General features: G+C 70.7%; 17 protein-coding genes and 4 pseudogenes. 13 read left to right on the top strand and 8 right to left on the bottom strand.

What is annotated here, in order from left to right:
- Window positions 1-96 precede the first annotated feature (96 nt).
- On the bottom strand, window positions 97-276 hold the full coding sequence (locus tag GA0115254_RS31085; RefSeq protein WP_256102868.1) for an alpha/beta hydrolase: 180 nt from the start codon (window positions 274-276) through the stop codon (window positions 97-99).
- Window positions 277-570: 294 nt separating this feature from the next.
- Here GA0115254_RS31085 and GA0115254_RS31095 point away from each other — a divergent pair.
- Together GA0115254_RS31095 and GA0115254_RS31100 are read left to right on the top strand one after the other, a co-directional pair.
- Window positions 571-843: pseudogene (locus GA0115254_RS31095) on the top strand (response regulator transcription factor); the annotation flags it as partial.
- A gap of 312 nt (window positions 844-1,155) precedes the next feature.
- Window positions 1,156-2,298 carry an alpha/beta hydrolase gene (locus tag GA0115254_RS31100; RefSeq protein WP_093898605.1) on the top strand — a complete coding sequence of 381 codons (1,143 nt, stop codon included), beginning with the start codon at window positions 1,156-1,158 and terminating at the stop codon, window positions 2,296-2,298.
- A gap of 100 nt (window positions 2,299-2,398) precedes the next feature.
- Here GA0115254_RS31100 and GA0115254_RS31105 read toward each other — a convergent pair.
- Window positions 2,399-2,872: pseudogene (locus GA0115254_RS31105) on the bottom strand (cytochrome P450); the annotation flags it as partial.
- Between the two features lie 352 nt (window positions 2,873-3,224).
- On the opposite strand from GA0115254_RS31105, the gene GA0115254_RS31110 reads away from it, so the two are divergent.
- The 4 genes from GA0115254_RS31110 (at window position 3,225) to GA0115254_RS31125 (ending at window position 7,836) form a co-directional block, all read left to right on the top strand.
- Window positions 3,225-4,571, top strand: a complete 1,347-nt coding sequence (locus GA0115254_RS31110) for a discoidin domain-containing protein (RefSeq protein ID WP_093898606.1) — start codon at window positions 3,225-3,227, stop codon at window positions 4,569-4,571.
- Window positions 4,571-5,869 carry an MFS transporter gene (locus GA0115254_RS31115; RefSeq protein ID WP_093898607.1) on the top strand — a complete coding sequence of 433 codons (1,299 nt, stop codon included), beginning with the start codon at window positions 4,571-4,573 and terminating at the stop codon, window positions 5,867-5,869. The genes GA0115254_RS31110 and GA0115254_RS31115 overlap by 1 nt, the downstream gene beginning before the upstream one ends.
- Window positions 5,866-6,882: a TolB family protein gene (locus tag GA0115254_RS31120; protein ID WP_093898608.1), complete on the top strand. Its 1,017-nt coding sequence runs from the start codon at window positions 5,866-5,868 to the stop codon at window positions 6,880-6,882. Before GA0115254_RS31115 ends, GA0115254_RS31120 begins: the two co-directional genes overlap by 4 nt.
- Before the next feature lie 171 nt (window positions 6,883-7,053).
- Window positions 7,054-7,836, top strand: coding sequence for an SAM-dependent methyltransferase (locus tag GA0115254_RS31125; protein WP_093898609.1), 783 nt, complete (start codon window positions 7,054-7,056; stop codon window positions 7,834-7,836).
- A gap of 112 nt (window positions 7,837-7,948) precedes the next feature.
- Here the strand turns inward: GA0115254_RS31125 and GA0115254_RS31130 are convergent, their stop codons facing one another.
- Window positions 7,949-8,344 (bottom strand): TOBE domain-containing protein, encoded by a 396-nt coding sequence (locus GA0115254_RS31130; protein WP_093898610.1) that lies wholly within the window; start codon window positions 8,342-8,344, stop codon window positions 7,949-7,951.
- Window positions 8,345-8,605: 261 nt separating this feature from the next.
- Between GA0115254_RS31130 and GA0115254_RS31135 the strand changes: the two genes are divergently transcribed.
- Window positions 8,606-9,025 (top strand): TOBE domain-containing protein, encoded by a 420-nt coding sequence (locus GA0115254_RS31135; protein ID WP_093898611.1) that lies wholly within the window; start codon window positions 8,606-8,608, stop codon window positions 9,023-9,025.
- A gap of 295 nt (window positions 9,026-9,320) precedes the next feature.
- Here the strand turns inward: GA0115254_RS31135 and GA0115254_RS31140 are convergent, their stop codons facing one another.
- Both GA0115254_RS31140 and GA0115254_RS31145 read right to left on the bottom strand, forming a co-directional pair.
- The gene (locus GA0115254_RS31140) at window positions 9,321-9,728 is read right to left on the bottom strand and encodes a TOBE domain-containing protein (protein WP_093898612.1); all 408 of its coding nucleotides are present in this window, start codon (window positions 9,726-9,728) and stop codon (window positions 9,321-9,323) included.
- A gap of 585 nt (window positions 9,729-10,313) precedes the next feature.
- Entirely contained in the window at window positions 10,314-10,802 is a 489-nt protein-coding gene (locus GA0115254_RS31145; protein ID WP_256102865.1) for a carboxymuconolactone decarboxylase family protein, read from the bottom strand.
- Window positions 10,803-10,930: 128 nt separating this feature from the next.
- Between GA0115254_RS31145 and GA0115254_RS46735 the strand changes: the two are divergent.
- Window positions 10,931-11,125: pseudogene (locus GA0115254_RS46735) on the top strand (pirin family protein); the annotation flags it as partial.
- A 342-nt stretch (window positions 11,126-11,467) separates the two neighbouring features.
- A complete protein-coding gene (locus GA0115254_RS44825; protein WP_176740372.1) occupies window positions 11,468-11,644 on the top strand; it encodes a hypothetical protein in 177 nt (58 codons plus the stop codon).
- Window positions 11,645-12,823: 1,179 nt separating this feature from the next.
- On the opposite strand, the gene GA0115254_RS31165 is transcribed toward GA0115254_RS44825, so the two are convergent.
- Together GA0115254_RS31165 and GA0115254_RS31170 are read right to left on the bottom strand one after the other, a co-directional pair.
- Window positions 12,824-14,092: an APC family permease gene (locus GA0115254_RS31165; protein WP_093898616.1), complete on the bottom strand. Its 1,269-nt coding sequence runs from the start codon at window positions 14,090-14,092 to the stop codon at window positions 12,824-12,826.
- A 484-nt stretch (window positions 14,093-14,576) separates the two neighbouring features.
- Complete coding sequence (locus GA0115254_RS31170; protein ID WP_093898627.1) at window positions 14,577-14,945, bottom strand: hypothetical protein; 369 nt, start codon at window positions 14,943-14,945, stop codon at window positions 14,577-14,579.
- Between the two features lie 1,427 nt (window positions 14,946-16,372).
- Here GA0115254_RS31170 and GA0115254_RS31180 point away from each other — a divergent pair.
- Window positions 16,373-16,780: a DUF2795 domain-containing protein gene (locus GA0115254_RS31180; RefSeq protein ID WP_093898617.1), complete on the top strand. Its 408-nt coding sequence runs from the start codon at window positions 16,373-16,375 to the stop codon at window positions 16,778-16,780.
- 134 nt (window positions 16,781-16,914) lie between these two features.
- On the opposite strand, the gene GA0115254_RS31185 is transcribed toward GA0115254_RS31180, so the two are convergent.
- A complete protein-coding gene (locus GA0115254_RS31185; RefSeq protein WP_093898618.1) occupies window positions 16,915-17,361 on the bottom strand; it encodes a Crp/Fnr family transcriptional regulator in 447 nt (148 codons plus the stop codon).
- A 472-nt stretch (window positions 17,362-17,833) separates the two neighbouring features.
- Between GA0115254_RS31185 and GA0115254_RS47920 the strand changes: the two are divergent.
- The 3 genes and pseudogenes from GA0115254_RS47920 to GA0115254_RS31195 form a co-directional block, all read left to right on the top strand.
- Window positions 17,834-18,196, top strand: a pseudogene (locus GA0115254_RS47920) (DUF6233 domain-containing protein); the annotation flags it as partial.
- Between the two features lie 127 nt (window positions 18,197-18,323).
- Window positions 18,324-18,692, top strand: a complete 369-nt coding sequence (locus GA0115254_RS31190; RefSeq protein ID WP_093898619.1) for a hypothetical protein — start codon at window positions 18,324-18,326, stop codon at window positions 18,690-18,692.
- Window positions 18,693-18,734: 42 nt separating this feature from the next.
- The coding region (locus GA0115254_RS31195; protein ID WP_141720947.1) for a type I polyketide synthase at window positions 18,735-24,212 on the top strand (5,478 nt) is incomplete at its 3' end.

A 24,212-nucleotide genomic window follows, 5' to 3' on the forward strand; every position in this document is an offset into this window, starting at 1 on the left:
GGCGGGAGGCCCCCACCTCGACACCGTGGACAGCTGAGGGCCGGAAGCGGGTGTGCGTTCCCGGGTCGGGACGAGGAGCTTGCGGGATTTCTCCTTTTACCCGGCCGCTGCTTGGCAGGTCAGGTCCTTGGCCGGGAGACTGCCCGTGGTCAGGTAGACCGTGGCGCTCCTGTCCGCGCAGGACTTGAAGGGGTAGGCGCCGTGCCCCTCTCCTCCGGCGACGGTGACCAGCCGGGAGCCGCGCAGGGCCCGGTGCATGGCCTGGCCGGCGGCCAGAGGCGTCCATAATCTCGAGCGGTGTTACGGGTGGTGAGGTGCCGCAGCGTGTTACCCCCCTCGGCCTGGCACTTGTCGGCCACCGTACGAGCCCACTCAACATCCTTCGCGGGTGTCTCGGCCTTGTACGGGCGCTTCAGTGATCTTCTCGTCGGCAGTCAGACCGCAGCTGACGGGGGAGCTCTGCCCGACGCCCTCGGGTCGAACCCGATGAGGTCGTACTGTCTCTATCACTGGCTCGGGGAGGTCCGCTTCCAGGTCGGCAGGCATGTTCAGGCCCGGCTCGTCGCCCCCCCGGCTGCATTGCGCCGGATGGTCGCCGCCCGCCCGCCGGGCTCCGCCGAGGCGTTGCCGAGGGCTGCGCTGACGGGACGGGAGGAGGAGGTGCTGCGGTTGATGGCCACCGGCCTGTCCAACCCGGAGATTGCACAGTCGCTCACGGTGAGCCTGGAGACGGTGAAGACACACGTCGGGAACGTGCTGACCAAGCTCGGCGCGCAGAACCGGACCCATGCGGTGGTGATCGCGTACGAGTCCGGTCTGGTGGTGCCGGGGTTCGCCGGCTGACCGGTTGAAGATCCACCGAAGACGCGGTTCAGTGACACAGGGGCATGCTCACGACACTCGCGACACGCTTCATGGCTGCCTCGGCCCCCTGTGGACCGGAGCCATCAGCTTCGGTCTCGTCACTTCCCTGAGAGCGGTCTTCTCGCGCCACGCCGCGCTGTTCCTCGCGTCACACTCCGCGCGGACCAGGGCCGGGACACCGGCCGACGGTTCCTGGCGTCAACACGGCGTTCCAAGATCTCTCGCGTTTGACGTAAAAAGGTGGAAAGACGGGTAAACCAGAGCGGTGCGTACGGCATCCTCCCAGGCGTGATGAGCCTGACGGGGACACCCTTCTTCCTGGCCACGATCGCGCTGGCCGTGGTCACCGTGCTGCTTCCCCTGCTGCTGTGGAGCCGGGTACGCGGCCCCGCCGTGGTGCGCGGCGCGGTCCGCATGGTGATGGTCGTCCTCGCGCAGGCCGCAGCCGTGCTGAGTGTCTTCGTGATGGTCAACAACACCAACGGCCTGTACGACAGCTGGGCCGACCTGCTCGGTACCGGACACCACATCGTCGCCGCGCCCGATCTCGGGCGCGACGGACTCGGGGATCACAAGCACCTGGCGAACGAGCCGAAGGCCGTACAGAACTTCAGCCCGACGCACGACGCCCGGATGGGCGGGGGCGTCCGCGTCACCCAGCTGAGGGGACGGGTCTCCGGGGTGCGCGGCGAGGTGTACGTATGGCTGCCACCGCAGTACGACCAACCGGCCTTCCGGCACCGGAAGTTCCCCGTTGTCGAGCTCCTCGGCGGATTCCCCGGATCGGCGAAGGCATGGTTCGGCAGCCTGCAGGTGCAATCGCAGCTGGAGGCCGGGATGCGCAGTGGGGAGATTGCCCCGTTCATCCTCGTGGAACCGCGGACCAATCTGCTGGCACGTCAGGACACCGGGTGCGCCAATGTGCCGGGCGTCGTGGACGCCGAGTCCTGGCTGAGCGTGGACGTCCGTCAGATGGTGACCGACACCTTCCGCGCGCAGCGCCGTGCGAGCGGCTGGGCGGTGGCCGGGTACTCGGCCGGGGCACACTGCGCCGTGAAGATGGCGCTCGCCCACCCCGACCGGTACCGGGCCGCCGTGGGCCTCTCCGGCTACAACGACCCGGCCGCCGAGCGGCTCTCCCTCACGGGCCGGGACCCGGAGCTGCGGCGGGTCAACAACCCGCTGTGGATCCTGCGCCACGCCACCGTCCCGCCGCGCGTCTCGCTCTATCTCTCGGGCGGGCGCAACGACGGCTACCGTGACGGCCTCGCGCTGCGGCGGGCGGCAGCGCCCCCGACGCGGGTGGCGGTCGCCGAGGTGAGCGGGCCGCACACCATCGGGCTGTGGAAACGTCAGGTGCCGCGTGTCTTCCGCTGGCTGACGGCCGAACTGTCGCCCCGCGCGGGCCGGGTCGCTCCCGCGAAGGGCATCTGATCGATGGGGGCGGCCGGGGCACCCGGGTACGGCGCGCGGATCGTCTGCGGTGAGCTCCCTGTCCGCACCGCGTGCAAATTGCAGATCCCCGCTGAGTGATTCAGACGGGGCCGACCTCGACCGGGAACTTCTTTATGCCGTTGACGAAGGTGGAGCGAACGCGGGGTACGTCGCCGGCGAGGCGGATGCCGGACAGGCGCGGGATCAGTTCCTCGAACATGATGCGGATCTCGGTGCGGGCGAGCAGATTGCCCAGGCACAGGTGCGGGCTGCCCTTGCCGAAGGTGACGTGATCATTGTCGGCTCGCGTGACATCGAAGTCGTACGGGTTGTCGAAGACCTTCTCGTCGCGATTGCCGGAGGCGTACCAGATGAAAACCTTGTCACCCTCCTTGGCTTGCTTGTCGCCGAGTTCGACGTTCCGGGTCGCGGTGCGGCGGAAGTGGTAGACGGGCGAGGCCCAGCGCAGGAACTCCTCGACCGCGGTGGGGATGAGGGAAGGGGCGGCCTGGAGCTTGGCGAGCTGTTCGGGGTGCTGGATGAGGGCCAGCATGGAGTGGGTGATGGTGTGCCGAGCCGCTCTGCGCCGTCACCGTCCCGTGCGGCCTCCACGCCGACATCGTCACCGTCGGCCGGGTGCGGCGACATCCCTCCGAGGCCGCTGCACGGGCGGCAGCCGGATGTGCCCGGGGGGTTCTTAACGGGCTGCGGAACAAAGGGAGTTGGGGGACTGGTAGGAAAGTTTACTGTTCGCTAGCATTCCGGGCGGTGGCTTGGCGCGGTGTCTGACCCCTGTAGGCATGACGCGCTCAGTGAGAGCTCTGGCCCGGCCACCACGATGCCGCCCCCTGCCCGCACGACGGTCGGGGGGCGAGGTCACGCACCAATGCCCAGCTCTCGCCACCCCCAAGGCCAGGAGTCCAGGGATGCACCCGAACGGCTCAGCTCTGCCCCTCGCGCCCACACGGCGCCGTACGGTGGGCGTGGTCATCGCTGCCGTACTTCTTCTCGTCGGAAGCCTGTTGCTCGCCCACCCAGACCGCGCCGATGCCGCCGCCGACCCCCTTATCTCGCATGGCAAGCCCGCCACCGCCTCCTCCAGCGAAGCTTCCGGCCTCGGCCCGGAGAACGCCTTCGACGGTGACCCGGCCACCCGCTGGGCGAGCGCCGAAGGCGGGGACCCGCAGTGGATACGCGTCGACCTCGGTGCCACCGCCGACGTCACGCGGGTGAAGCTGAGTTGGGAGGCCGCGTACGCCAAGGCGTACCGGATCGAGATCTCCGCCGACGGCACCACCTGGACCCGGCTCGCCGACGAGGCGGCCGGGAACGGCGGCACCGACGACTGGCCCACTCTCTCCGGCAAGGGCCGCTACCTGCGCGTGTACGGCATCGCGCGCGGCACTGCCTACGGCTACTCGCTGCATGAGGCCGAGGTGTACGGCACTCTTGACGGCGCGCCCCCGCAGACCGGAGCCTTCACCGTGGTCGCCGCCGGTGACATCGCCGCCCAGTGCACCGCCTCCGACAGTGACTGCGCCCACCCCAAGACCGCCGCACTGGCCCAGAAGCTCAATCCGAAGTTCTATCTGACGATGGGAGACAGCCAGTACGACGACGCCCGGATCGCCGACTTCCGCGCCTACTACGACAAGACCTGGGGTGCTTTCAAGGACAAGACGCACCCGGTACCGGGCAACCACGAGACGTACGATCCGGCCGGTTCGCTGGTCGGCTACAAGACATACTTCGGGGCGATCGCCTACCCGCAGGGCAAGAGCTACTACAGCTTCGACGAGGGCAATTGGCACTTCATCGCCCTCGACTCCAACTCCTTCGACCAGAGCGCCCAGATCGACTGGCTCAAGGCCGACCTCGCCAAGAACAGCAAGGCGTGCATCGCCGCCTACTGGCACCACCCGCTGTACTCCTCGGGCGGGCACGGCAACGACCCGGTCAGCAGGCCGGTCTGGAAGATCCTGTACGGGGCCAAGGCCGACCTCGTGCTCAACGGGCACGACCACCACTACGAGCGGTTCGCCCCGCAGAGCCCCGATGGGAAGGCCACCGCCGACGGAATCACCGAGATCGTCGGCGGCATGGGCGGCGCCGAGCCGTACCCCATCGAGAACGTCCAGCCCAACAGCCAGAAGCGGATCAGCGGTGAATACGGCGTCCTGAAAATGGACTTCACCGACTCCGGCTACAGCTGGAGCTACGTCGGTACCGACGGCAAGACCAAAGACACCAGCCCGAAGTACGCCTGCCACTGATGTACCTGGCGACCACAGGCCGCCGGGACGCGCCGGCCCCGCCCCGCAACGGCGGGGCAGGCCGACGCGTCCCCGGCACCGTCCTGGCACTCGGCACGGTCAGCCTCGTCACCGACATCTCCTCAGAGATGGTCACCGCGGTGCTGCCGCTCTACCTCGTCCTCGGACTCGGTCTCTCACCTCTCCAATTCGGATTCCTGGACGGCCTGTTCAACGGCGCCGCCTCTGTCGTGCGGCTGCTCGGCGGGCACGCCGCCGACCGCGGTGGCCGGCACAAACGGGTCGCGGGGATCGGCTACGCCCTCTCCGCCTGCTCCCGGCTCGGCCTGCTGCTCGCGGGCGGCGCCACCGCCGGAATCGCGACCGCCATCGCCACCGACCGGGTCGGCAAGGGCATCCGTACGGCGCCCCGAGACGCGCTGATCACTCTGAGCAGCCGACCCGAGGTACTCGGCCGCTCCTTCGGCGTGCACCGGGCGATGGACACCACGGGCGCCCTGCTCGGCCCGCTCGCCGCGTTCGCCCTGCTCTGGGCGACCGCCGACGCCTACGACGCGGTGTTCGTCGTCAGTTTCTGCGTCGGCCTGCTCGGGTTGCTGATCCTCGTCCTGTACGTTCCCGGGGGTCACCCGGCACCACCCACGAACTCGACTCCCCGCACAAGAAAGACATGTGAGGCAATCCGTGATCCCGCCTTCCGGCGGATTCTCGCAGCCGCCGCCCTGCTGGGTGTCGCCACCGTCGGTGACGCCTTCGTCTACCTCCTGCTCCAGCGCAGCCTCGGCCTCCCCGTCGGGTGGTTCCCGTTGCTGCCGCTCGGTGCGGCGGCGTGCTATTTGCTGCTGGCGGTCCCGGCGGGCCGTATTGCGGACCGGGTCGGCCGACGGCTGCCGTTCCTGTACGGACACGTCGCGCTGCTGGGCGTGTACGCCATGCTCCTCGCCCCGATCGGTGGCCCGGTGCCCCTTCTCCTTGTGCCCGTCCTCGTGCTGCTGGGCGTCTTCTACGCCACCACCGACGGGGTGCTGATGGCCCTCGCCGGACCAGTGCTGCCCGCCGACGGCAGGGCGGGCGGACTCGCCCTGCTCCAGACCGGCCAGGCGCTGGCCCGGATGCTCGCCGCCGCGGGCTTCGGCGCCGCGTGGACGGTGTGGGGGCCACGCCCCGCGCTGTGGGCGGCGACATCGGCTCTGCTCGCTGCGCTCGCGGGCGGCTGGGCACTGCTGCCGCGCATCCCGTACGGCCCCTCGGCCCCCAAGAGGCCGGGTGCCCCGATCCCCGAGAGGCGGACCGCATGAGTGTCAGGTTCCCGAGCCCCGCGACCCCGCTGGGCCCACGAGCCCGTATCGCCGTCGTGGTGGCCGCGGTGCTACTGCTCGCGGGCGGTTCCGTCGGGTACGCCCTGCACGCGGAACACCGGTCGGAGGGACAACGAGCCGACGCAGACGCCTCGTTCACTCTCGGTGGGCCCGCGCTGTACTTCCGGGACACGGTCACAGGACGCGTCGCGCATCAGCCGCTCGCCGGAACCCCCGGCGCCCGCACCCCCGGCGGCCCCGCCTGTGACCGGTTCTACGCCTCAGGTGATACCGCGCTCTGCCTGCGTGCCGAGCCCGGGGTGCTGCCGAAGACAAACGCAATCGTTCTCGACCGGCGGCTTCGCGAGATGCGCCGGATCACCGTGCCGGGCGTTCCCACCCGCGCCCGTGTCTCCGCCTCCGGGCGGATGCTGTCCTGGACGGTGTTCGCCACCGGTGACTCCTACGCCACCACAGCCTTCTCCACGCGGACCGCCGTCCTCGACCTGCGCAGTGGCTACCTCATCAAGTCCATGGAGGAGATCCCTCTCACCATCGACGGTGTCCGCTACCACGCCCCCGACGTCAACTACTGGGGGGTGACCTTCGCCCGCGACGACAACCGCTTCTACGCAACCGTCTCCACCAAGGGGCGCACCTACCTCGTCGAGGGGAACATGAGGGACTGGTCGGCGAAGGCGCTGCGGCAGAACGCCGAGTGCCCCTCCCTGTCGCCGGACAACACCCGGATCGCCTTTAAGAAGAAGGTTTCCGACAACCCGGCCGCGCCCTGGCGGCTGTACGTCCTCGACCTGCGGACCATGCGTGAGACGCCGCTCGCCGAGACACGCAGCGTCGACGACCAGGCGGCCTGGCTGGACGACGGCACAGTCGCCTACGCTCTGCCGGGCGCGGCCGGCAGAGCGAGCGACATCTGGACCGTCCCCGCAGACGGCACCGGGGCACCCCACGTGGCCGCGGCGGGCGGGTCGTCGCCGGTGGCGGTGGGCTGAGCCAGGCGGACCGGCGCAGAAAGCACCCACTCAACAGGGCCGTCGTTCCTGCCGAGCGGCACGCCGGAAGGGTCGTCACATCCGCCGGTTTGCGAGGGGGCAGTTGCATGGTTGCCCGACAGGCTTCCGCAACGGCGTGAAGCGTTAACCACCGTGATAGAAAAGGGCGTTATGAAGCACGAGGCATACAACGCAGACCAATTCCACAGCGCTGTTCCGCACTCAGCCCGCGTCTGGAACTACTGGATTGGCGGCAAGGACCACTACCCAGTGGACCAGGAGCTGGGAGATCAAGTCATCGCGAGCTACCCCCAGACGCGGGAACTCGCCCTGGCGTCACGGGCCTTTCAGGTACGTGCGGTGCGATATCTGGCCGAAGCGGGAATATCCCAGTTTCTTGACATCGGGACCGGGCTTCCCGTGCAGAACAGCACGCATGAGGTCGCACAGAGCGTCGAGCCGAAGGCTCGCATCGTGTACGTCGACAACGACCCGCTCGTATTGGCACACGCCCGCGCTCTGCTGACCAGTGCACCGGACGGGATGACGGACTACGTGCACGCGGACATGCTGGAAGCCGAGCGGGTACTCCAGGAAGCGGCGCGCACCCTGGACATGACACGACCCGTGGCCGTGATGGTGCTTTCCACGCTGGGACACCTCCAGCCCCAGGACGGCATCGACCTTATGCGCCAGTACATGACCGGCACAGTGGCAGGCAGCTATCTGGTCCTCTGCGACACGGTCGCCACGCCCCAGACGCTGGCTGCGCAGAAGGCTTACGCGGCGGGCGACACTCCGCCGTACCTGGTGCGCCAGCCGGAGGAGATCCTCGCGAGCGCCGACGGGATGGATTTGGTCGAGCCCGGATTCGGGTCGATCACCCTCTGGCGGGCGGACGAAGAGGACCTTGAACCGGTCGACCAGTGGGGATTCGTCGCCCGCAAGGTGTAGAAGCCGACATCGTCTCCCGCGCCGCACGATGGGGACACCCAGGCCGTGCTCCGGTTCGCGGATCCCCGCAGACAGGAGCGGCTGGGACACGAAGCAGCATCAGGAAGCTGTCTCAGGTGCGGTCGATGTGCACGCTGGTCGATTTCACGCGGGCGGTTGCCTGCATGCCGACCTCCAGCCCCAGTTCCTCGACCGCTTCCCGGGTCAGGAGAGAGACGAGTCGGTGTGGACCGGCCTGGATCTCGACCCGGGCCGCGACGTCGCCGAGCTTGACGGCGGTGACGATCCCGGGGAAGGCGTTGCGGGCCGACGTGTACGACGCCTCGTCCTCGCCGGTGCCGTCCTGGGCCAGCTCGATGGAGAACGCGGCCAGGTCCCGGCCGTCGATGAGGCGACGCCCGCTCTCCTCGCGGTGGGTCGCGACCCGTCCGGCATCCGCCCAGCGGCGGGCCGTATCGGGACTGACGCCGAGCAGGCGTGCGGCCTGTCCGATCGTGTAGGACTGCATGCGCGACACATGAGGGGCTATGGGCTCGCAATCACAATCTGTAATGCAAAAATTCATGGCAGATGCATGGCTATTTAGAGGAAGGTCCCAAGCTCCTGCGGGTGCAGATCGAGCACGTTGTCTCCGATGTGCAGGGCGGCTCGCCGGATCACCCTCGCGCCTGCGAGAGGTGATCCGGCCGGCAACGTGATGGGTGGCTACAGTGAAGACATCGGACCAGGAGATATCTGGCATGTCGCCACGAATTCGAGGCGCTTCTTCATGAGCCTGAGCATCCGCAACCAGCTCCCCGGGATCGTCACTGCCGTCGAGGCCGGCGAGGTGATGGCCACCGTCAAGGTCCGCTTGACGGGTGGTCAGGAGATCACGGCCACGATCACGTTCGAAGCCGTCAAGGAACTCGGTCTCGCCGAGGGGTCCTCGGTACGCACGCTGATCAAGTCCACAGAGGTGTCTCTGTCCACGGCTGCCATCGAGGGGCTGAGTATCCGCAACCGGATTCCCGGCACCGTCGCCGATGTCGTCACCGGGGGCGCCATGGCGAGCGTCAAGGTCTCCGTCGAGGGCGGCGAGCTGACTGCCGCGATCACAAAGGAAGCGGTCACCGATCTGGAACTCGCGTCCGGGGTGTCCGTCGTCGCACTGATCAAGTCGACGGAGATTTCCCTGGCTGCGGTTTGATCATCGGGTGGGAGACGATTCCGTTCTGTCCGGGAGTTGCCCACGCCCCGACCCACAGGTGTGTGATGGCGCTGATGCAGCGCGCGCGCCGCAGCGGTCGGCGGGTACCACGAGCCGGCTACCGACCGCGTCCGGTTCCTTATCGTCGGCGATGTCCCTCAGTAGTCTCGCTTTTGTGAGCTCCTGGCGAGATGCTCTGTGCATCCTCTGCTCACCGGCAGGGACCTCTCGCGCCTCGACCACAGACGTGACCCGCAGGCTGCACTGCTGTGCCGCTGGCCGAAGTGGTCCCTGTTCAGTTCCGGCTGCCCAGCCGATCGATGTGTACGTTCGTCGACTTCACCCGCGCCGTTGCCATGACCCCGACCTCAAGGCCGAGCTCGTCGACGGACTCGCGGCTGATCAGCGACACCAGCCGGTGCGGCCCGGAACGGATCTCCACCTGAGCCACGATGTCGTCGACCTTCACTGCGGTGACGATCCCGGCGAATGAGTTCCGCACCGACGTCAGTACCTCACCGGGTACCGGATGCAGACCTGCGGCGCGCTCTTCGGCGAATGCCGCCAGGCTCACACCGTGGATCACCCGGTTCCCCGACCCGTCCCGGTCCATCGCGAGGTGGCCACCGCCGGCCCAACGGCGAACGGTCTCGGAACTCACAGCCAACAGCTCCGCTGCTTGGCCGATGCTGTACGAAGGCACCTGGGCACTCCAGGCCGAGGCGGGATTCACCGGCGCACCGGCTCTGACGTTGTCGGGCCGGACGCCAGGCGCTCGCGTCGCCCACCGTCCGGACCAGCGATGCCACCGAAATGCCGACGCCGGTGGATACGCCTCCCCGGCCACCCTCGCGAAGACTGCTGCGCAACCCGAACGACAGACCGCGCCGACAGCACAGTTGCTGCCCGGGGCAAGAGCTCGAAGCCTCGGGCAGCGCAAACACTTCAGCTGTCGCTTCCGTCGTCGGTAGTGGCAGCAATGGACTGTGTTCAGGTGGAGTTGACGTCAAAGCGATCAGGCCGAGTGGCCTTTGCGGTCGCGGACCGGCTCAAGGTTCGAAGGCCGGGCGATGCGGACATGTGCACCTTCTTGAGGGGGCGAGCCGGGAAGCCCGGCTTGGGCGGAAGTGCTGTGCGGTGGCCGGCAGCTTCTTCCATGCCGTCAGGAGGCACAAGAGCCGGCCCGCCCCTCGTGCCCCCTCACCTGATGCGATGGTTCGGGATGTCAGTCATCTCGATGGGAGATGAGCGCGCGACCGTCCCGGCGCCCGGAAGGGCTGAAACCGGATCACTGCTGCGGGATCCCGCGCACAGGATGCTTGCTCATGACGGAGACACGGTTGAACGCGTTGATGGTGATAGCCACCCAGATCACCGCGGATATCTCATCGTCGGTGAGGACCTGGCGGGCTGCGTCGTAGGCGCTCTCCTGTACGACGGCGTTCGCGGGTTCGGTGGTGGCCTCCGCCAGGGCGAGTGCCGCGCGTTCCCGCGCCGTGAAGAGTTCGGTGTCGCGCCAGGCGGCCAGTACACCCAGACGCTGGGTGGTCTCGCCGGCGCGCAGTGCGGCACGGGTGTGCACGTTGAGGCAGTACGCGCAGCCGTTGATCTGTGATACGCGGAGATTGATCAGTTCCACGAGCGTGCGGTCCAGTCCCGCGTCGGCGGCGACCGCGCGTACCGCTTCGGCTGTCTCGACCAACGCGTGGTAGGCCTTCGGGCTCTGCTTGTCGACGAAGACCCGCTTGCTCACGGGGCCTGTTGCCGTGTCACTCAACCTGGACTCCTTCACGGACCGCTCCCGGCCCTCGCTCGCTCTTTCGTGCGCCTGACCGGCAACACATCGGCTTGCCATCGGAAGCAATTGTTGAGCATGAAATAATCCTTGGGTGAGAGGGGTGCGCGATGAGCAACGTCGAGAGGGATCCCACCGAACTTCGCTGCGGGGTATCGGGCCATGGTGGGCATGTGCCGAAGGTCGACGTCCTCTCCGCGCGGGACGTCCCGCTGGGCGGTCCGAGAGCGATGACGGTACGGCGTACGCTGCCGCAGCGGGCGCGGACACCGATCGGGGCCTGGTGCTTCGTCGATCACTGTGGGCGGAGCCGAAGTCAGAGTGTTCCTGGGTGTGTTGGCAGGTGACACCTCTGAACTGCTCCATGCAGCCCTCCCGTTTCTCGTACGGTGCGGCGCTCCGGGCGGTGGCGACGGCCGCGTCCTCGGCCCGCTCCACGACGGTGCCGTAGCGGGCGGCGACGGCCGGATCGATTCCGTCTGTGTACAGCCGCTGCCAGCACGGCCTGCTCGGCCACCCACAGCTCCTCGACGCCCCCGAGGCGCGGCGGCAGGGTGGTGATGCCGGGGATGCGGTTGCCGGTGATGGCGTTGAAGTCGGTGCAGTCGACTCCGTCGAAGCCGTACCGGCCGCGCAGCAGGCCGGTGATGACGCCCCCCTGCAGCGCCGCCCCGCTTGCCGCCGTACCCGAACCCGGCCGCCCCCTCGGCGACACCGGCCTGCTCCCCGCCGACCCCGCGGCCCCCGCCCTCCGGCCGCCGGTTCCGAACCCGCTGCCCACTCGCCGACGCCCGCTGTTCAGCGGAGACACCCGCGAGGCGTGAGGTCGCCCCGGGCCGCACAGCCGCGTGCCGCCGGCGGTTGATCTCCTGAGCAGCGCGCGAGCGGTGGGCTCGCCCCTTCGGCGGTGCCGGTTGGGGGGACCCTTGGCGTGGCCGGGGGACGAACGACAGCAGCGTGCCGGAAGCCACGCCAGGCATCGACAGCGGGGCGGTGCTGACCCCGCGGGAAGGTCGTACTGGCCGCATCCGTCGCTCTCGGCCTGCGCCGACCCGTCCCACCCGGCCCCCGCCGCTCAGGACGAGAAGGCACCCTCCCTGCCGGACGCCGCAGTCGGGGACCCGGACCCGACGGCGCAAACATGCTGGGCAGGACAGTAGCCGGATGACCCGCCCGGCCGGCACACGGATCAGTGCCGCACGATGAGCGGCACGTGGCCCCTCTCCTTCTCCGAGCACACGACCTATCGTTAAAGAATGAGCAAAGTTGAGCATGAGACCGGTCCCCAAGGACTGCTTGTGTGCCCGGTTTGCAAGCACCCCGTGGACCCCACGATCATGAGGCGGCACAAGACTCTCGGAGTCTTCGTGCCGGTGCGCGGCCCGGGCCCCTGCCGCAACCCCGACTGCCCCGAATACCTGGAGGAGCCGGAGCGCAGCAGCCCCGAGGACCACTGACATCAGGACAGGACACCTGGCCGACGGGCAACGCCCGCGGCCCGGAAGGGTGACTCACGGTGAGTGTCCCGATTCCGTACTGCTTGCGGAGATCCGCGCGTTGACGACGCGCGCCCGCCTCACCCGGCACAGTTTCGTTCACACCTACGGCTGTGAGGGATGGCGGCCGGAGGACCGGTCGTCGTGTACGACGCTCCTCGTGGTGGTGACGGGTTCAGACGGTGGGGGGTGATTCCGCCGTCGATGACGGGCTCGGCACCGACGATGGACAAAGCACGGTCGGAGACATCGAGGCCCAGTCGTAGCAGCGGGGGTCCTTCCTCCCTGACCGGCAGGCACGATCACGCGGTAGTCGCCCCGATGCGCAGCGGATGTGACGGAATCACCGGCAAGCACGACGCCGCCCAATGGGCTGGCGCGGGCAGCAACGGGCCGGTTTCCGAGCAGCAGGTCGTCGAGGGGCGCAACCGCCGTGTCTACCGGGCGACCGAGGCGGGGAAGGTGGCGCCCGCCGAGGACCGGCCCCGCCCGGAACCGGCCCGCCGCTCATGCGCGGCGGGTGAGGGCCTTGCGCAGAGCGTAGGCGGTGGCACCGGCCGCGATCACCGCGACCCCCCAAAGCACCGAGGCGAGCGGGAGGGCGAACGCCAGGACCAGGCAGCCGACCGTGCCGACGATCGGCACGATCCGGGCGGGGCGGCCCTCAGCGGGGGTCAAGGTCCAGACGGAGGCGTTGGCGATGGCGTAGTAGGCCAGCACACCGAAGGAGGAGAAGCCGATCGCGCCGCGCACGTCCGTGGTGGCTGCCAGGACGGCGACGAGGGCGCCGACCGCGAGCTCGGCGTGGTGCGGGACCTGGAACCGGGGGTGGACGGCGGCCAGGGCGTGAGGCAGGTGCCGGTCGCGGGCCATCGCCAGTGTGGTGCGCGAGACACCGAGGATCAGCGCGAGCAGTGAGCCGAGCGCCGCGACGGCCGCCCCGCCCTGCACCACCGGCGCAAGTCCGGGTACGCCCGCGGCACGTACGGCCTCGGCGAGCGGGGCGGCGGTGTGGGCGAGCCGGTCCGGGCCGAGCACCGCGAGCACGGACACGGCGACGGCCGCGTACACCACCAGGGTGATGCCGAGCGCGGTCGGGATCGCGCGCGGGATGGTCCGCCGGGGGTCGCGGACCTCCTCGCCCAGGGTGGCGATGCGGGCGTAGCCGGCGAAGGCGAAGAACAGCAGCCCGGCCGCCTGCAGCACCCCGTCGAAGGTGGCGTCCGCCCCCACGTCCAGTCGCGAGGTATCGACCGCGCCGCCGCTCACGCAGGCGGTCACCACGATGACGAGCACGGCCAGGACGACCGCGACGATCCCGCGTGTCAGCCACGCGGACTTCTGCACGCCGACGTAGTTCACTGCGGTCAGCGCCACCACCGCGGCAACCGCGACCGCGTGCGCTTGCGCGGGCCACACGTACGAGCCGACGGTGAGGGCCATCGCCGCACAGGAGGCGGTCTTGCCGACCACGAAGCCCCAGCCGGCCAGGTAGCCCCAGAAGTCCCCGAGCCGCTCGCGGCCATAGACGTACGTACCCCCCGACTGCGGGTAGCGGGCGGCCAGGCGGGCGGAGGATGTGGCGTTGCAGTACGCCACCACCGCGGCCAGCGCCAGACCCGGCAGCAGTCCGGAGCCGGCCGCACCGGCAGCCGGGGCGAGCGCGGCGAAGATCCCCGCGCCGATCATCGAACCGAGCCCGATCACCACGGCGTCGAACACTCCCAGATGTCGCCGAAGCTTTCCCGACTCGGCAGATGCCGACGTTGTCCCCATCGCTCGCTCCTCGACCACGGCCCCACGAGTCATTGCGGACTCCGATATCGGCGCACGGTATAGGAACAAGGTGTCGAGCAGGCGACGCTGCCCGCGAATCGCGGAACGCGGTTCCCAGCGCCGCCTGCAGTCCCTCATGGCCGAGGTGGGGGCGGCCACTCGTTTCCAGCTCGGCCGGCACGCGGCGTGCAGCGGCTGGTTGGACGAACGCGGACGCGCAAACCATCCCGAACCGGCCCAGCGCCGTCTGAGGCGTATTTACGCCTCGGCGTGTTCACGTGAGGGACTGTCTTCCACCGCACCAGCGGCGGGTTCCTGATCCCGATCATCACCATCGGATCGACACCGGCCACCGACGTGATCCAGGTGCAGGACCTGAGTTACCCGAAGAGTCTGTACGCCGCCCAACTCTCACCCAGCAACGAGTGCTTCGCCTGCTCGTCGTTCGACATCCGGGAACAGGAACGCGCTCACCCGCTCACCTTCATCCCAGTCGATCCCGTGGGACCAGCGGCAGCAGAGCTCGCATCGCGTCCTCGGGGTCGGGGACGGAGACCGCCAGCCGGCTGAACGGGGCACCCCGGCGCAGTTCCACGCACAGCACCGGCCGGCCGACCCGTACCAACGCGAAGTCCTGTCCCTCCTGGAGATGCCGGATGCCCGCGCACAACCGTCCGGGAATCCAGGTGCCCCGACCGCACCCACCGCGAAGCGCACGCCACCAGTCGGGCTCGATATAGAGCCGGGCCAGCGCCGACACCGGAACCCGCACATCGCGGTGGCGTGCCGCCGCCTTCTCCCGCCAGGACAGACGTACGACGATATCGGTGCCCTCGACTACCACCCGCGCCATGTCCTCTCCCTCTTTGCGGTGCTTCGGGGTTGGCACGGCCTGGTGCCTGGCGATGCTTCGGTGCCGTTCCAGGTGCGGGATGCCGGGTTCGAGGTCCTGCAAGGCCATGCCCCCCTACGTGTCCCTTCGATCTTCTGCTGCACCTTCTGTTGCAGTCGCTGTCCCGGGTCTCGGCGGAGCCTGTGGCCTCCGGAGTTCCTGCTGCGAAGGTCAGGTCATCGCTGCTGGACAGACGCGTCCGTTTGGGTTTCGATGGATATCTGCCGTACTTGATGAGCGGTCATGCGGCAGAGGGCGGCCGGGTCCCCGGTCACATGTCGGCGCGTGGGATCCGGCTCGCTGGTGTGGGAGGCCACGGGCATGGATGCCGCCACGGCCAGCCGTCCCGGAGCCGCGTCGCGGGTGTGCGGCATCCCTCCTCCACGCGGCACGGCTTCCGTAATCCGCCGGCGCGTGCTCAAGGTGACCCCTCCAGTGATGACTGAGTGTGATCACTCAGGTTCGCGTCCTACGGGCGGCGATTGCGGGTCGTGTGGCACTGGATCCGGCTGGTTGGGGACGGGCCCCGGACCTTCAGGGGAGGGTTCCGTGGTCATCGCTCTCGTCCTTGCGTTGTGCGCGACCGAAGTTCCGGATGAACGCCGGGAAGGACTTTCGGGCCAGGCGCGTCCGGCTTGTGATCAGGGTACCCGGAGTGACATGGCGCACATCTCGTGTGTCCACCCACGTCGCGCCCGCACGGATGCGGCCCGCCCATGGAATTCGACCAGCCGCTCAGCACGGAACAGGCTCAGTCTGCCCCGGGCGGGAATCGACAGTCATCGAGCCGAACCCGCACGCCGCCCCGACTTCTTCAGCGGCCAGGACCAGGGGCTGCTCCGGCCGGCCAGGAGTGCAGGCGGGACGTCTCGAGAGGCGATCGGAGTCTTCGGAAGGGAACCTGGAAACACGGGCGGCTGTGCTGGACCCGGGAACGGGAACCACCGCGTGGGAAATCGTGATCCCCAACGCCGAGTGCATCGGCGCAAACGAATGTCTCCTGCTCGCGGCTCACAGGATGGCGGAGTTGGGAGCCGGTGCCCGGTCCATCTTTGGTCAGGACGCGCACCTGAAGGGAGTGCTCACCGAACGTGACATCGTGACCAAGGTTCTTGCGAACAACAAGATCCAGTGGCAACCACCGCCGACGAACCGGTTCAGGGGAAAGCCGTCATCACCGGCGCGGACGACGAGGCACAGGAGGTTCTGCGCACATTGAGTTACTCACAAGGTGCGTCGGTTTTCCGTGAACACCCTGGTCGGCATGGTTGCCGAGGCAGACGTCGCCCGTGCCTTGCCCGCCCCGGGCCGTCGAGGACTTGCTTGAAGCGCTGTCCAACAACCGACCGGGCGGATGCACACCCGACCGGCAAGGAGGTGTCCCCACCATGGAGCGAGGAAGCAGCCGTCTCAGCCCCCATGAGGACGATCAGCGCAAGCACGAGCTGCAGGGATTTCTGCGGTCCGGCCACACCACCCACGCAAACGAGGCGTACGACCCCGAACCTCCCGCCGACGACGACGTGCGCGTCGACCCGGGCGGCCCCGTCCCCCCACCTGGTGAGGAACGACAGCGGGCGCGCGCCGAGGCCGAGGCCGAGGAACTCAGAGCTGAACTCGCGCGTCGCCTGAGCCGCACGGTCTTCCCCGCGGATCGCGCGTCCCTCTTGCGTACTCTTTCCGGCTCGTACGCTCCGGACGCGCTGATGGACGCGGTGCGAGATCTTCCCGCCGACGACCGGTATGCGAACGCTGGAGAGATCACAAGAGCACTGGGCTACCGGCCACGCGTCTGAACCTCGCCGGGGCAGTTCTGCCGCGCACGGCTCTGCCAATGGCAGGGCCGTGGGGGTTACGGCGGTCTTGCGGGGGTCATCGCCCGGAGGAGCCGGTGGGCAGCTGGAATCGGGTCCGACCCTCACGGACAGGTTCAGGCCCGTGCGGCGGCTTCGTAGAGATCGAGCAGTCGTCCGCGTGTCGCGTGCAGTCGCTGGGTGAGCACCAGGCCGACCCAGTGACTGATCGCGAATCCGAACTCGGGGTCCGACCGGCACAGCGCCCGGACCTGGGGTGCGTCGAACTCGTAGGCGCGGACAGGGCTCAACGTCTCGGCGCCCAGTTCCCACTCGAAGGGCGGGAAGAGCCAGGACAGTCCGACCAGCTCGCCCGGTCCCAGCGTTTCTATTTCCGCGCGACGCCGGTGCGGAAGCTGTGCGTCGAGGGTCACCGCGCCGGTCTTCAGGATCCAGAAGCGGTCGGCGACTGCGTGTTCCTCGAAAAGCCGCTGTGCTGCGGAGAACCGGACGTCGTCGGCGAGGCTCAGGAGACGGTCACGGTGTGTGGGCGGCAGAGACGTGATCTTGAGTGTGGTGGTCATCGGAGTACTCCTCCGAGGAGCGGCTCTCTGCGGAGGGCGGAATCCTCATGCCGCCCGATGGAGCCGGTCACCGCTGCAAGTACACGACTCCATGGGAGACGGCGCACGAGGAAATGCCCAGAGCGCGTCGGCTCGTGCGGTCACAAGGGTCTGGTGACCTCTTGTAGAGGAGTTGTTCCCCACCACGGCAGAAGTACGCGACAGTCGGGACCACGATGCCCCACTCGACCCGGTGGGGCGACGCGCCGACCACACGACCACGACCCGAATTCTGGCCATGACCGCGTGGAGCCGCCCGGCGGTCCGCTGAACGGTCTGCTTCTGGAGGTGACCGCGAGCGAGGCGTTGCGCCGCTGATCACGGAAGCCGGGAGCTACGGCTCCGATGTGCGGGCCGACTATGAGCCGCGCGTGCCTGCCGCACATCAGCCCCCACCCCGGACCGGGGTGGTCGAGCAAGTCGTCGCGAAGGCCGCCGCGCGACCATCGGCGTCCACCGAGGCCGCTGCCGGCCGCCCGGCGCACGGGCCGAGGCCGACTCTCGCGATCAGGCTGCGGACCTGCTCGCCGAGGACAGCGCCCTGGCCTGCAGGCCATGCCCTCCGGCTACGGCGCTCGGCCTGCTGTGGTGTGCCGTTTCTCCGAATGCGATCACACCCGCCCCGCGTGAGGATCGGGTTACGGGCGGTGGTCCGGTTGCGCCCCGATCCCTGCGCGGGTTCGGCACCCTTCCCGGGTGCTCCGGTCCGCTTCCCGGCTGTCGGATTTCCCGGCCCATGACATGCGGCGCCGCTACGGCCGGCGGGTTCTCGGGCTGTCTCACAACGGTGTCATGAGCTCGGTGTCTCAGCTTCGTGTCATTTCCTTGAGCCTGATCTTCAACCTCGGAGGTCGCCCCATGACGGCCCGGAAGGCCCGGGTGAAGTCGGAGTGTCTGGCGAACCCCCAGCGGGCGTCGACCGCGTGGACGTCGAAGTCGAACTCGCCGGTGAACTGTGCGGCAGCGTGCTCTTCGCCGACCTCGCCGAGGCCTCCCGCTCCTTCGGGAGCGGCACCAGGTGCCGGCACACCCGGGCGGGTCGGCACCTGGACACGATGGAACTCGGGCCCGGCGCCTGGCACATGGGGGCGGCCCGGGTCCGCTCCGCCGCGTACTCCTTCTTCGACGACCCGGACTTCCCGCCCGGGACCGCCACGCCGGACTGCGCCCTGGTGATGCGCGACGTCCAGGCCGGCCGGCACCCCCGCCCGGCACGGCCGTCTCCGTCCGAACCCGCGCGACGAACCGTGCCCGGAGCGCCCGAAGGACCCGAACCCCCGCTGACCGTATAGTCGTTGGGCGTCGGGGGACCTGGGGGCACAAGAGGGGTACGCATGGCGGAGGTTCGCGCGGAACTGGTCCGCCCGTTGGTCGAGGCGTTGAGGGCGCACGCTGCACGCACGGGCGAGAGGACCGCCTTCCGGGATGGGCAACGGGAGGTGAACTGGTCACAGTTGGAGCGCCGGACGGCCCGCGTCGCGGGGCATCTGGCACGGCTTGGCGTACGCCGCGGGGACCGGGTGCTGCTCTGCCTGCCCAGCCGGGTGGAAATGGCGGAGAGCTGCCTGGCGGCCCTGCGGGCCGGCGCCGTCGGAGTGCCACTGGACCCGGGAGCGGCCGACGACGAACTGGCCCACGTCCTCGGCGACAGCGGCGCGGTGGCGGCCGTGGCCGAGGCGCCGCTCCTCGAACGGCTGACGCGGGTGGCGGCCGGGCGGTCCCCGCTGCGGGCGAGCGTGGTAGTGGGCCCGGTGGCACCACCGCCCGGGCCACCCGCGGACATGGTGCCGTACGAGGAACTCGCCGGGACCGACGCGCCGGAACCGCCGTGCGACGACCTCGGGTTGGACGAGCCGGCGTGGATTCTCTACACCTCCGGCACCACCGGAACGCGCAAGGGCGCGGTGACGAGCCAGCGGGCGGCGCTGTGGTCGACAGCCGCCGGCTACGCACCGCTCCTCGGCATGTCCGAGCGGGACCGGCTGCTGTGGCCGCTGCCGGTGCACCACGCCTACGCGCATTCGCTGTGCGTCGTCGCGGTGGTCGCCACCGGCGCCGGCGCCTGCCTCCTGGACCGGGGCGTGGACGTCGTGGAGGCTCTGCGGCGACAGCCGCCCGACGAGCCCTTCACGATGCTGGCCGGGGTCCCGGCCACCTACCACCTGCTGGTGAGCACACTGCGCCGGACCCGGCAGGTCCCCGGCGGGTTGCGGGTGTGCGTCACCGCCGGAGCACCCTGCCCCGCGGAACTGCGCGCCTCGATGGAGGAGTTGCTCGGCGCACCGCTGCTGGACGGCTACGGCGCCACCGAGACCAGCGGCAAGATCGCGCTCGCCCGGCCCGGCACGCCGGGCCCGGACCGCGTGCCGCAGCCACTGCCCGGCGTCGACGTCCGGATCGCCCACCCGGTCTCCGCGGACACCGTCGCGGACGGCGACGAGGGCGAGATCTGGGTGCGAGGCCCCGGTCTGATGACCGGCTACCACAACCGCCCCGACAGCACGGCGCAGGTCCTGCGGGACGGCTGGTACCGCACCGGCGACCTCGGCCACCGCACACCGGGCGGCGGGCTGCGGGTCACCGGCCGCGTGGGCGACCTGATCATCCGCGGCGGCCAGAACGTCAACCCGGTGGAAGTGGAGCAGGTGCTGCTGTCCTGCCCCGGAGTCGCGGACGCGGCGGTCGTCGGCCGCTCCCACGACGTGCTGGGAGAGGTCCCGGTGGCGTTCGTCGTTCCCGGCCCGCAGGGCACCGACCTCGCCGGACTGCGGGCCGCGTGCCGCAAGCGGCTGTCCGCGTTCAAGGTGCCGGACGAGATCCGGCCGAGCGCCTCCCCGCCCCGTACCTCCTCCGGCAAGATCCGACGGACCGCCCTTGCCGCCCGGCTGGCCGAGGCCCTCGCACACGACGGCGCGAACACCCGGGCCGGGCTGCGTGCCAGGTTGCTCGCACTGCCCGCCCCGGAGCGGCGCCGCACCGTGCTGCGCCTCGTCCTCGACGCCACGGCCGAGGCGGACGAGGCGCGGGGGACCCACCCCGACCCCGAACAGACCTTCGTCGACCTGGGACTCGGCTCCCTCCAGGGCGTGCTGCTGCGCGACCGGCTCGGGACGGCCACGGGCCTCGACCTGCCCTCGACCCTGGTCTTCGACCGTCCGACACCGGACGCGGTGGCCGCCTTCCTGCACGATGCGCTGCTCGGCCCCCCGTCCCCGGCGGCCCGCCCGGCGGGGCCCGGCACCCGCGGTGACGCCCCGCCGCCCGACGAGCCGGTGGCCGTCGTCGCGATGGCCTGCCGCTTCCCGGGACCCGTGGACGATGTCCGCACGCCGGAGGAGCTGTGGCAGCTGCTCGCCGACGGAGCGGACGCCACCTCCGCGTTCCCCGGCGACCGGGGCTGGGACCTGGCCGCCCTCTACGACCCCGACCCCGACCGGCCGGGCACCTCGGTCACCCGGCGCGGCGGGTTCCTGCGCCGGGGCGCCGACTTCGACGCGGCCTTCTTCGGTATGTCCCCCCGGGAGGCGCTGGCCACCGACCCCCAGCAGCGGCTGCTGCTGGAGACCGCCTGGGAGGTCGTGGAACGGGCGGGCCTCGCCCCCACCGCCCTGCGCGGCAGCGACACCGGTGTCTTCGTCGGAGTGATGCACGGCGACTACGGCGGCCGTCTGCTGCACCGAGGGGGCCACGCTTACGAGGCCCACCTCGCGCTCGGATCCGCCGGCAGCGTGGCCTCCGGGCGCATCGCCTACACCCTTGGCCTGGAGGGGCCGGCGGTGACCGTGGACACGGCCTGCTCCTCGTCGCTGGTGGCCATGGACTGGGCGGCGCGGGCGCTGCGCTCGGGACAGTGCTCCCTCGCCGTGGCCGGCGGCGCCACCGTCATGGCCAGCCCGGTGCCGTTCGTCGCGTTCAGCAGGCTGCGCGCACTCTCCCCGGACGGCCGCTGCAAGCCGTTCTCCGCCGCGGCCGACGGAACCGCCTGGGGCGAGGGCGTCGGACTGGTCCTGCTGGAACGGCTCGCCGACGCACGGCGCAACAACCATCCGGTACTCGCCGTGCTCCGCGGCTCCGCCGTCAACGCAGACGGCGCGTCCAACGGCCTGACCGCACCCAGCGGACCCGCCCAGGAGCGGCTGATCGGCGACGCCCTGGCCGCCGCCGGGCTCACCCCGGCCGAGATCGACGCCGTGGAGGCGCACGGCACCGGCACCCCGCTGGGCGATCCCGTCGAGGCCCGTGCGCTCCTCGCCGCCTACGGGCGCGACCGCCCGGCCGACCGGCCCCTGTGGCTCGGATCCCTCAAGTCCAACCTCGGACACACCCAGGCCGCGGCCGGTGTCGCCGGGGTCATCAAGACCGTGCTGGCGATGCGGCACGGCGTGCTGCCGCGCACGCTGCACCTCGACGAGCCGTCCCCCGGGGTCGACTGGTCCTCGGGCGCCGTACGCCCACTGACCCGGGAGCAGCCATGGCGGCCCGCCCCCGGACAGCCCCGCCGCGCCGCGGTGTCGGCCTTCGGCATCGGCGGAACCAACGCCCATGTGATCCTGGAGGAGGCCGTCGTGGAGCAGGACGCGGGGGAGCACGGCGGCACCCCGGCCGCTCCGCACCCGCCGCTCCTGCTGTCCGGCGCCGACGCGGGCGCTCTGCGGGCCCAGGCACGGCGCACGGCCGCGTTCCTCCGGGAGCGGCCCGAACAGCCCCTCGGGGATGTGGTGTTCTCCGCCGCCACCACACGCGCCGCGTTCCGGTACCGGGCGGCGGTACCTGCGGACGGCCGCGTCGGCCTGCTGAGCGGACTGGACAGGCTCGCCGCCGGGACGACGGCGCCCGCACCGGTCCGCACGGTCCCACGGCTGGCCCTGCTCTTCACCGGTCAGGGCGCCGCACGGCCGGGCCTCGGCAGGGAACTGCACGCCGCCTACCCGGTCTTCGCCGATGCCTTCGACGCGTTGTGCGGCCGGTTCGATGCCGTCGGCGCGGGGGACCGCCCGCTGCGCGAGAGCCTGTGGCCCGAGCCGGGCGAGGCCGCCGACGCCCTCGACCGGACCGATGTCGTCCAGGCCGGCCTGTTCGCGTTCGAGGTCGCCCTGTTCAGGTTGCTCGCCTCCTGGGGAGTGCGGCCCGACGTCCTGGCCGGACACTCCGTCGGGGAACTGGCCGCGGCGCACGCCGCCGGGATCCTCACCGAGGACGACGCCGTCGGTCTGGTCGCCGCCCGGGGCCGGCTGATGCAGCGCCTTCCGGCCGGCGGCGCCATGGTCGTCCTGGATGCCACCGAGGAGGAGGCGACGGCGGAACTCGCGAGGACCCCGGCCGCGGCCGGCCCGGTGGCGGTCGCGGCGGTGAACGGCCCCCGGTCGGTCGTCGTCTCCGGGGCGGAGCGGGCGGTGACGGCGGTGGCGGCACGCTTCGAGGCCCGCGGGCGCCGCACCGAACGCCTGCGGACCAGTCACGCCTTCCACTCTCCGCTGGTCGAACCGGCGCTGGAGGAGTTCGCCCGGGCCGTGTCGCGCGCCGCCTTCCGCGAGCCCCGCATCCCGGTCGTCTCGGCCCTCACGGGGCGCCCGGCCACCGGGGACGACCTGCGCTCACCGGCCTACTGGGTCCGCCACGCCCGTGAGACGGTGCGCTTCGCCGACGCCGTGCGCCACCTCGCGGACGAAGCGGGGGTGACCGCCTTCGCCGAGGCCGGTCCCGGCGCCCACCTCACCTCGGCCGCGCTGAGCACCGTCGGGGAGCCCGGGGACCGCGTGTTCACCGCGACGACCAGGCCCGGCCACCCGGAGCCCGGCACGCTCCTGGCGGCACTTGCCCGGCTGCACGTGCACGGCCTCCCGGTCGACTGGGAGGCGGTCCGGCAGGGGCATCCGGTGCCCGCCCGGCGGATCGGCCTGCCCACCTACCCCTTCCAGCGCGAGCGCCACTGGCTGGCCGAGCCCCCCGCCACCGCGGCAGGCCCCGCGGACACGACCGCGCACGCCACCAGCCACCCGGTGCTGACCGCGACGACGAGCCTCCCGGACACGGACCGCCTGCTGAGCACCGGCCACCTGTCGGAGGCCGGGCAGCCCTGGCTGCGCGACCACGTCGTGCACGGCCGGGTGCTGGTGCCCGCCACCGTTCTCGCCGACCTGGCGCTCCACACCGGCGCGGCCTGCGGCCTGGCGGAACTGGAGGAGCTGACGCTGCTGTTCCCGCTGCACCTGCCCGGCTCCGGCGAGCGCGTCGAGGTGCAGGTGGTGCTCGGCGCGCCGGACCCGTCCGGCCGCAGGACCGTCGACCTGCACGCGCGCCCCGGGGACGGCGGCCCCCTCGGGGCGTGGACCCACCACGCCACCGGCCGTCTCGGGTCGCTGTCCGGCGGTCCCGGCCCGGCGCACGGCGACGAGGAGTCCTGGCCGCCCCCGGACGCGGTGCCCGTCGACCTGACCGGAGCCTACGAGCGCCTGGCAGAGGCGGGTCACGCGTACGGCCCGGCGTTCCGCTGCGTGCGGGCGATGTGGCGGCGGGGCGACGACCTGCTGGCCGACGTACGGCTTCCCGACGAGGCCGTGGCCGAGGCGCAGCGCTACGGCCTCCATCCCGCGCTGTTCGACGCCGCCCTGCACGCGTCGCTGCTGCTCTCTGTGGATCCGGGACAGCCCGGCGGGACCGGACGGCTGCCGTTCGCCTGGCGGGGCGTCAGCCGCCACGCTGCGGGCATCACCGCCCTGCGGGTCCGGCTCCGCCCCACCGGGGACCACACCGTCGCGGCGGACCTCACCGACCCGGCCGGGCGGCCGGTGCTGCGGGTGGCGGAACTGACC

The organism is Streptomyces sp. Ncost-T10-10d, from assembly GCF_900091955.1.
In the GTDB taxonomy this organism is placed as follows: Bacteria; Actinomycetota; Actinomycetes; order Streptomycetales; family Streptomycetaceae; genus Streptomyces.

Excerpts from the sequence above, each read along its gene's own strand:
- GA0115254_RS31120 (WP_093898608.1), top strand. The coding sequence starts at position 5,866 with ATGAGTGTCAGGTTCCCGAGCCCCGCGACCCCGCTGGGCCCACGAGCC.
- GA0115254_RS31130 (WP_093898610.1), bottom strand. The coding sequence starts at position 8,344 with ATGCAGTCCTACACGATCGGACAGGCCGCACGCCTGCTCGGCGTCAGT.
- GA0115254_RS31170 (WP_093898627.1), bottom strand. The coding sequence starts at position 14,945 with ATGGCGCGGGTGGTAGTCGAGGGCACCGATATCGTCGTACGTCTGTCC.
- GA0115254_RS31115 (WP_093898607.1), top strand. The coding sequence starts at position 4,571 with ATGTACCTGGCGACCACAGGCCGCCGGGACGCGCCGGCCCCGCCCCGC.
- GA0115254_RS31165 (WP_093898616.1), bottom strand. The coding sequence starts at position 14,092 with ATGGGGACAACGTCGGCATCTGCCGAGTCGGGAAAGCTTCGGCGACAT.
- GA0115254_RS31110 (WP_093898606.1), top strand. The coding sequence starts at position 3,225 with ATGCACCCGAACGGCTCAGCTCTGCCCCTCGCGCCCACACGGCGCCGT.
- GA0115254_RS31135 (WP_093898611.1), top strand. The coding sequence starts at position 8,606 with ATGAGCCTGAGCATCCGCAACCAGCTCCCCGGGATCGTCACTGCCGTC.
- GA0115254_RS31185 (WP_093898618.1), bottom strand. The coding sequence starts at position 17,361 with ATGACCACCACACTCAAGATCACGTCTCTGCCGCCCACACACCGTGAC.
- GA0115254_RS31100 (WP_093898605.1), top strand. The coding sequence starts at position 1,156 with ATGAGCCTGACGGGGACACCCTTCTTCCTGGCCACGATCGCGCTGGCC.
- GA0115254_RS44825 (WP_176740372.1), top strand. The coding sequence starts at position 11,468 with ATGACGCCCCCCTGCAGCGCCGCCCCGCTTGCCGCCGTACCCGAACCC.
- GA0115254_RS31125 (WP_093898609.1), top strand. The coding sequence starts at position 7,054 with ATGAAGCACGAGGCATACAACGCAGACCAATTCCACAGCGCTGTTCCG.
- GA0115254_RS31180 (WP_093898617.1), top strand. The coding sequence starts at position 16,373 with ATGGAGCGAGGAAGCAGCCGTCTCAGCCCCCATGAGGACGATCAGCGC.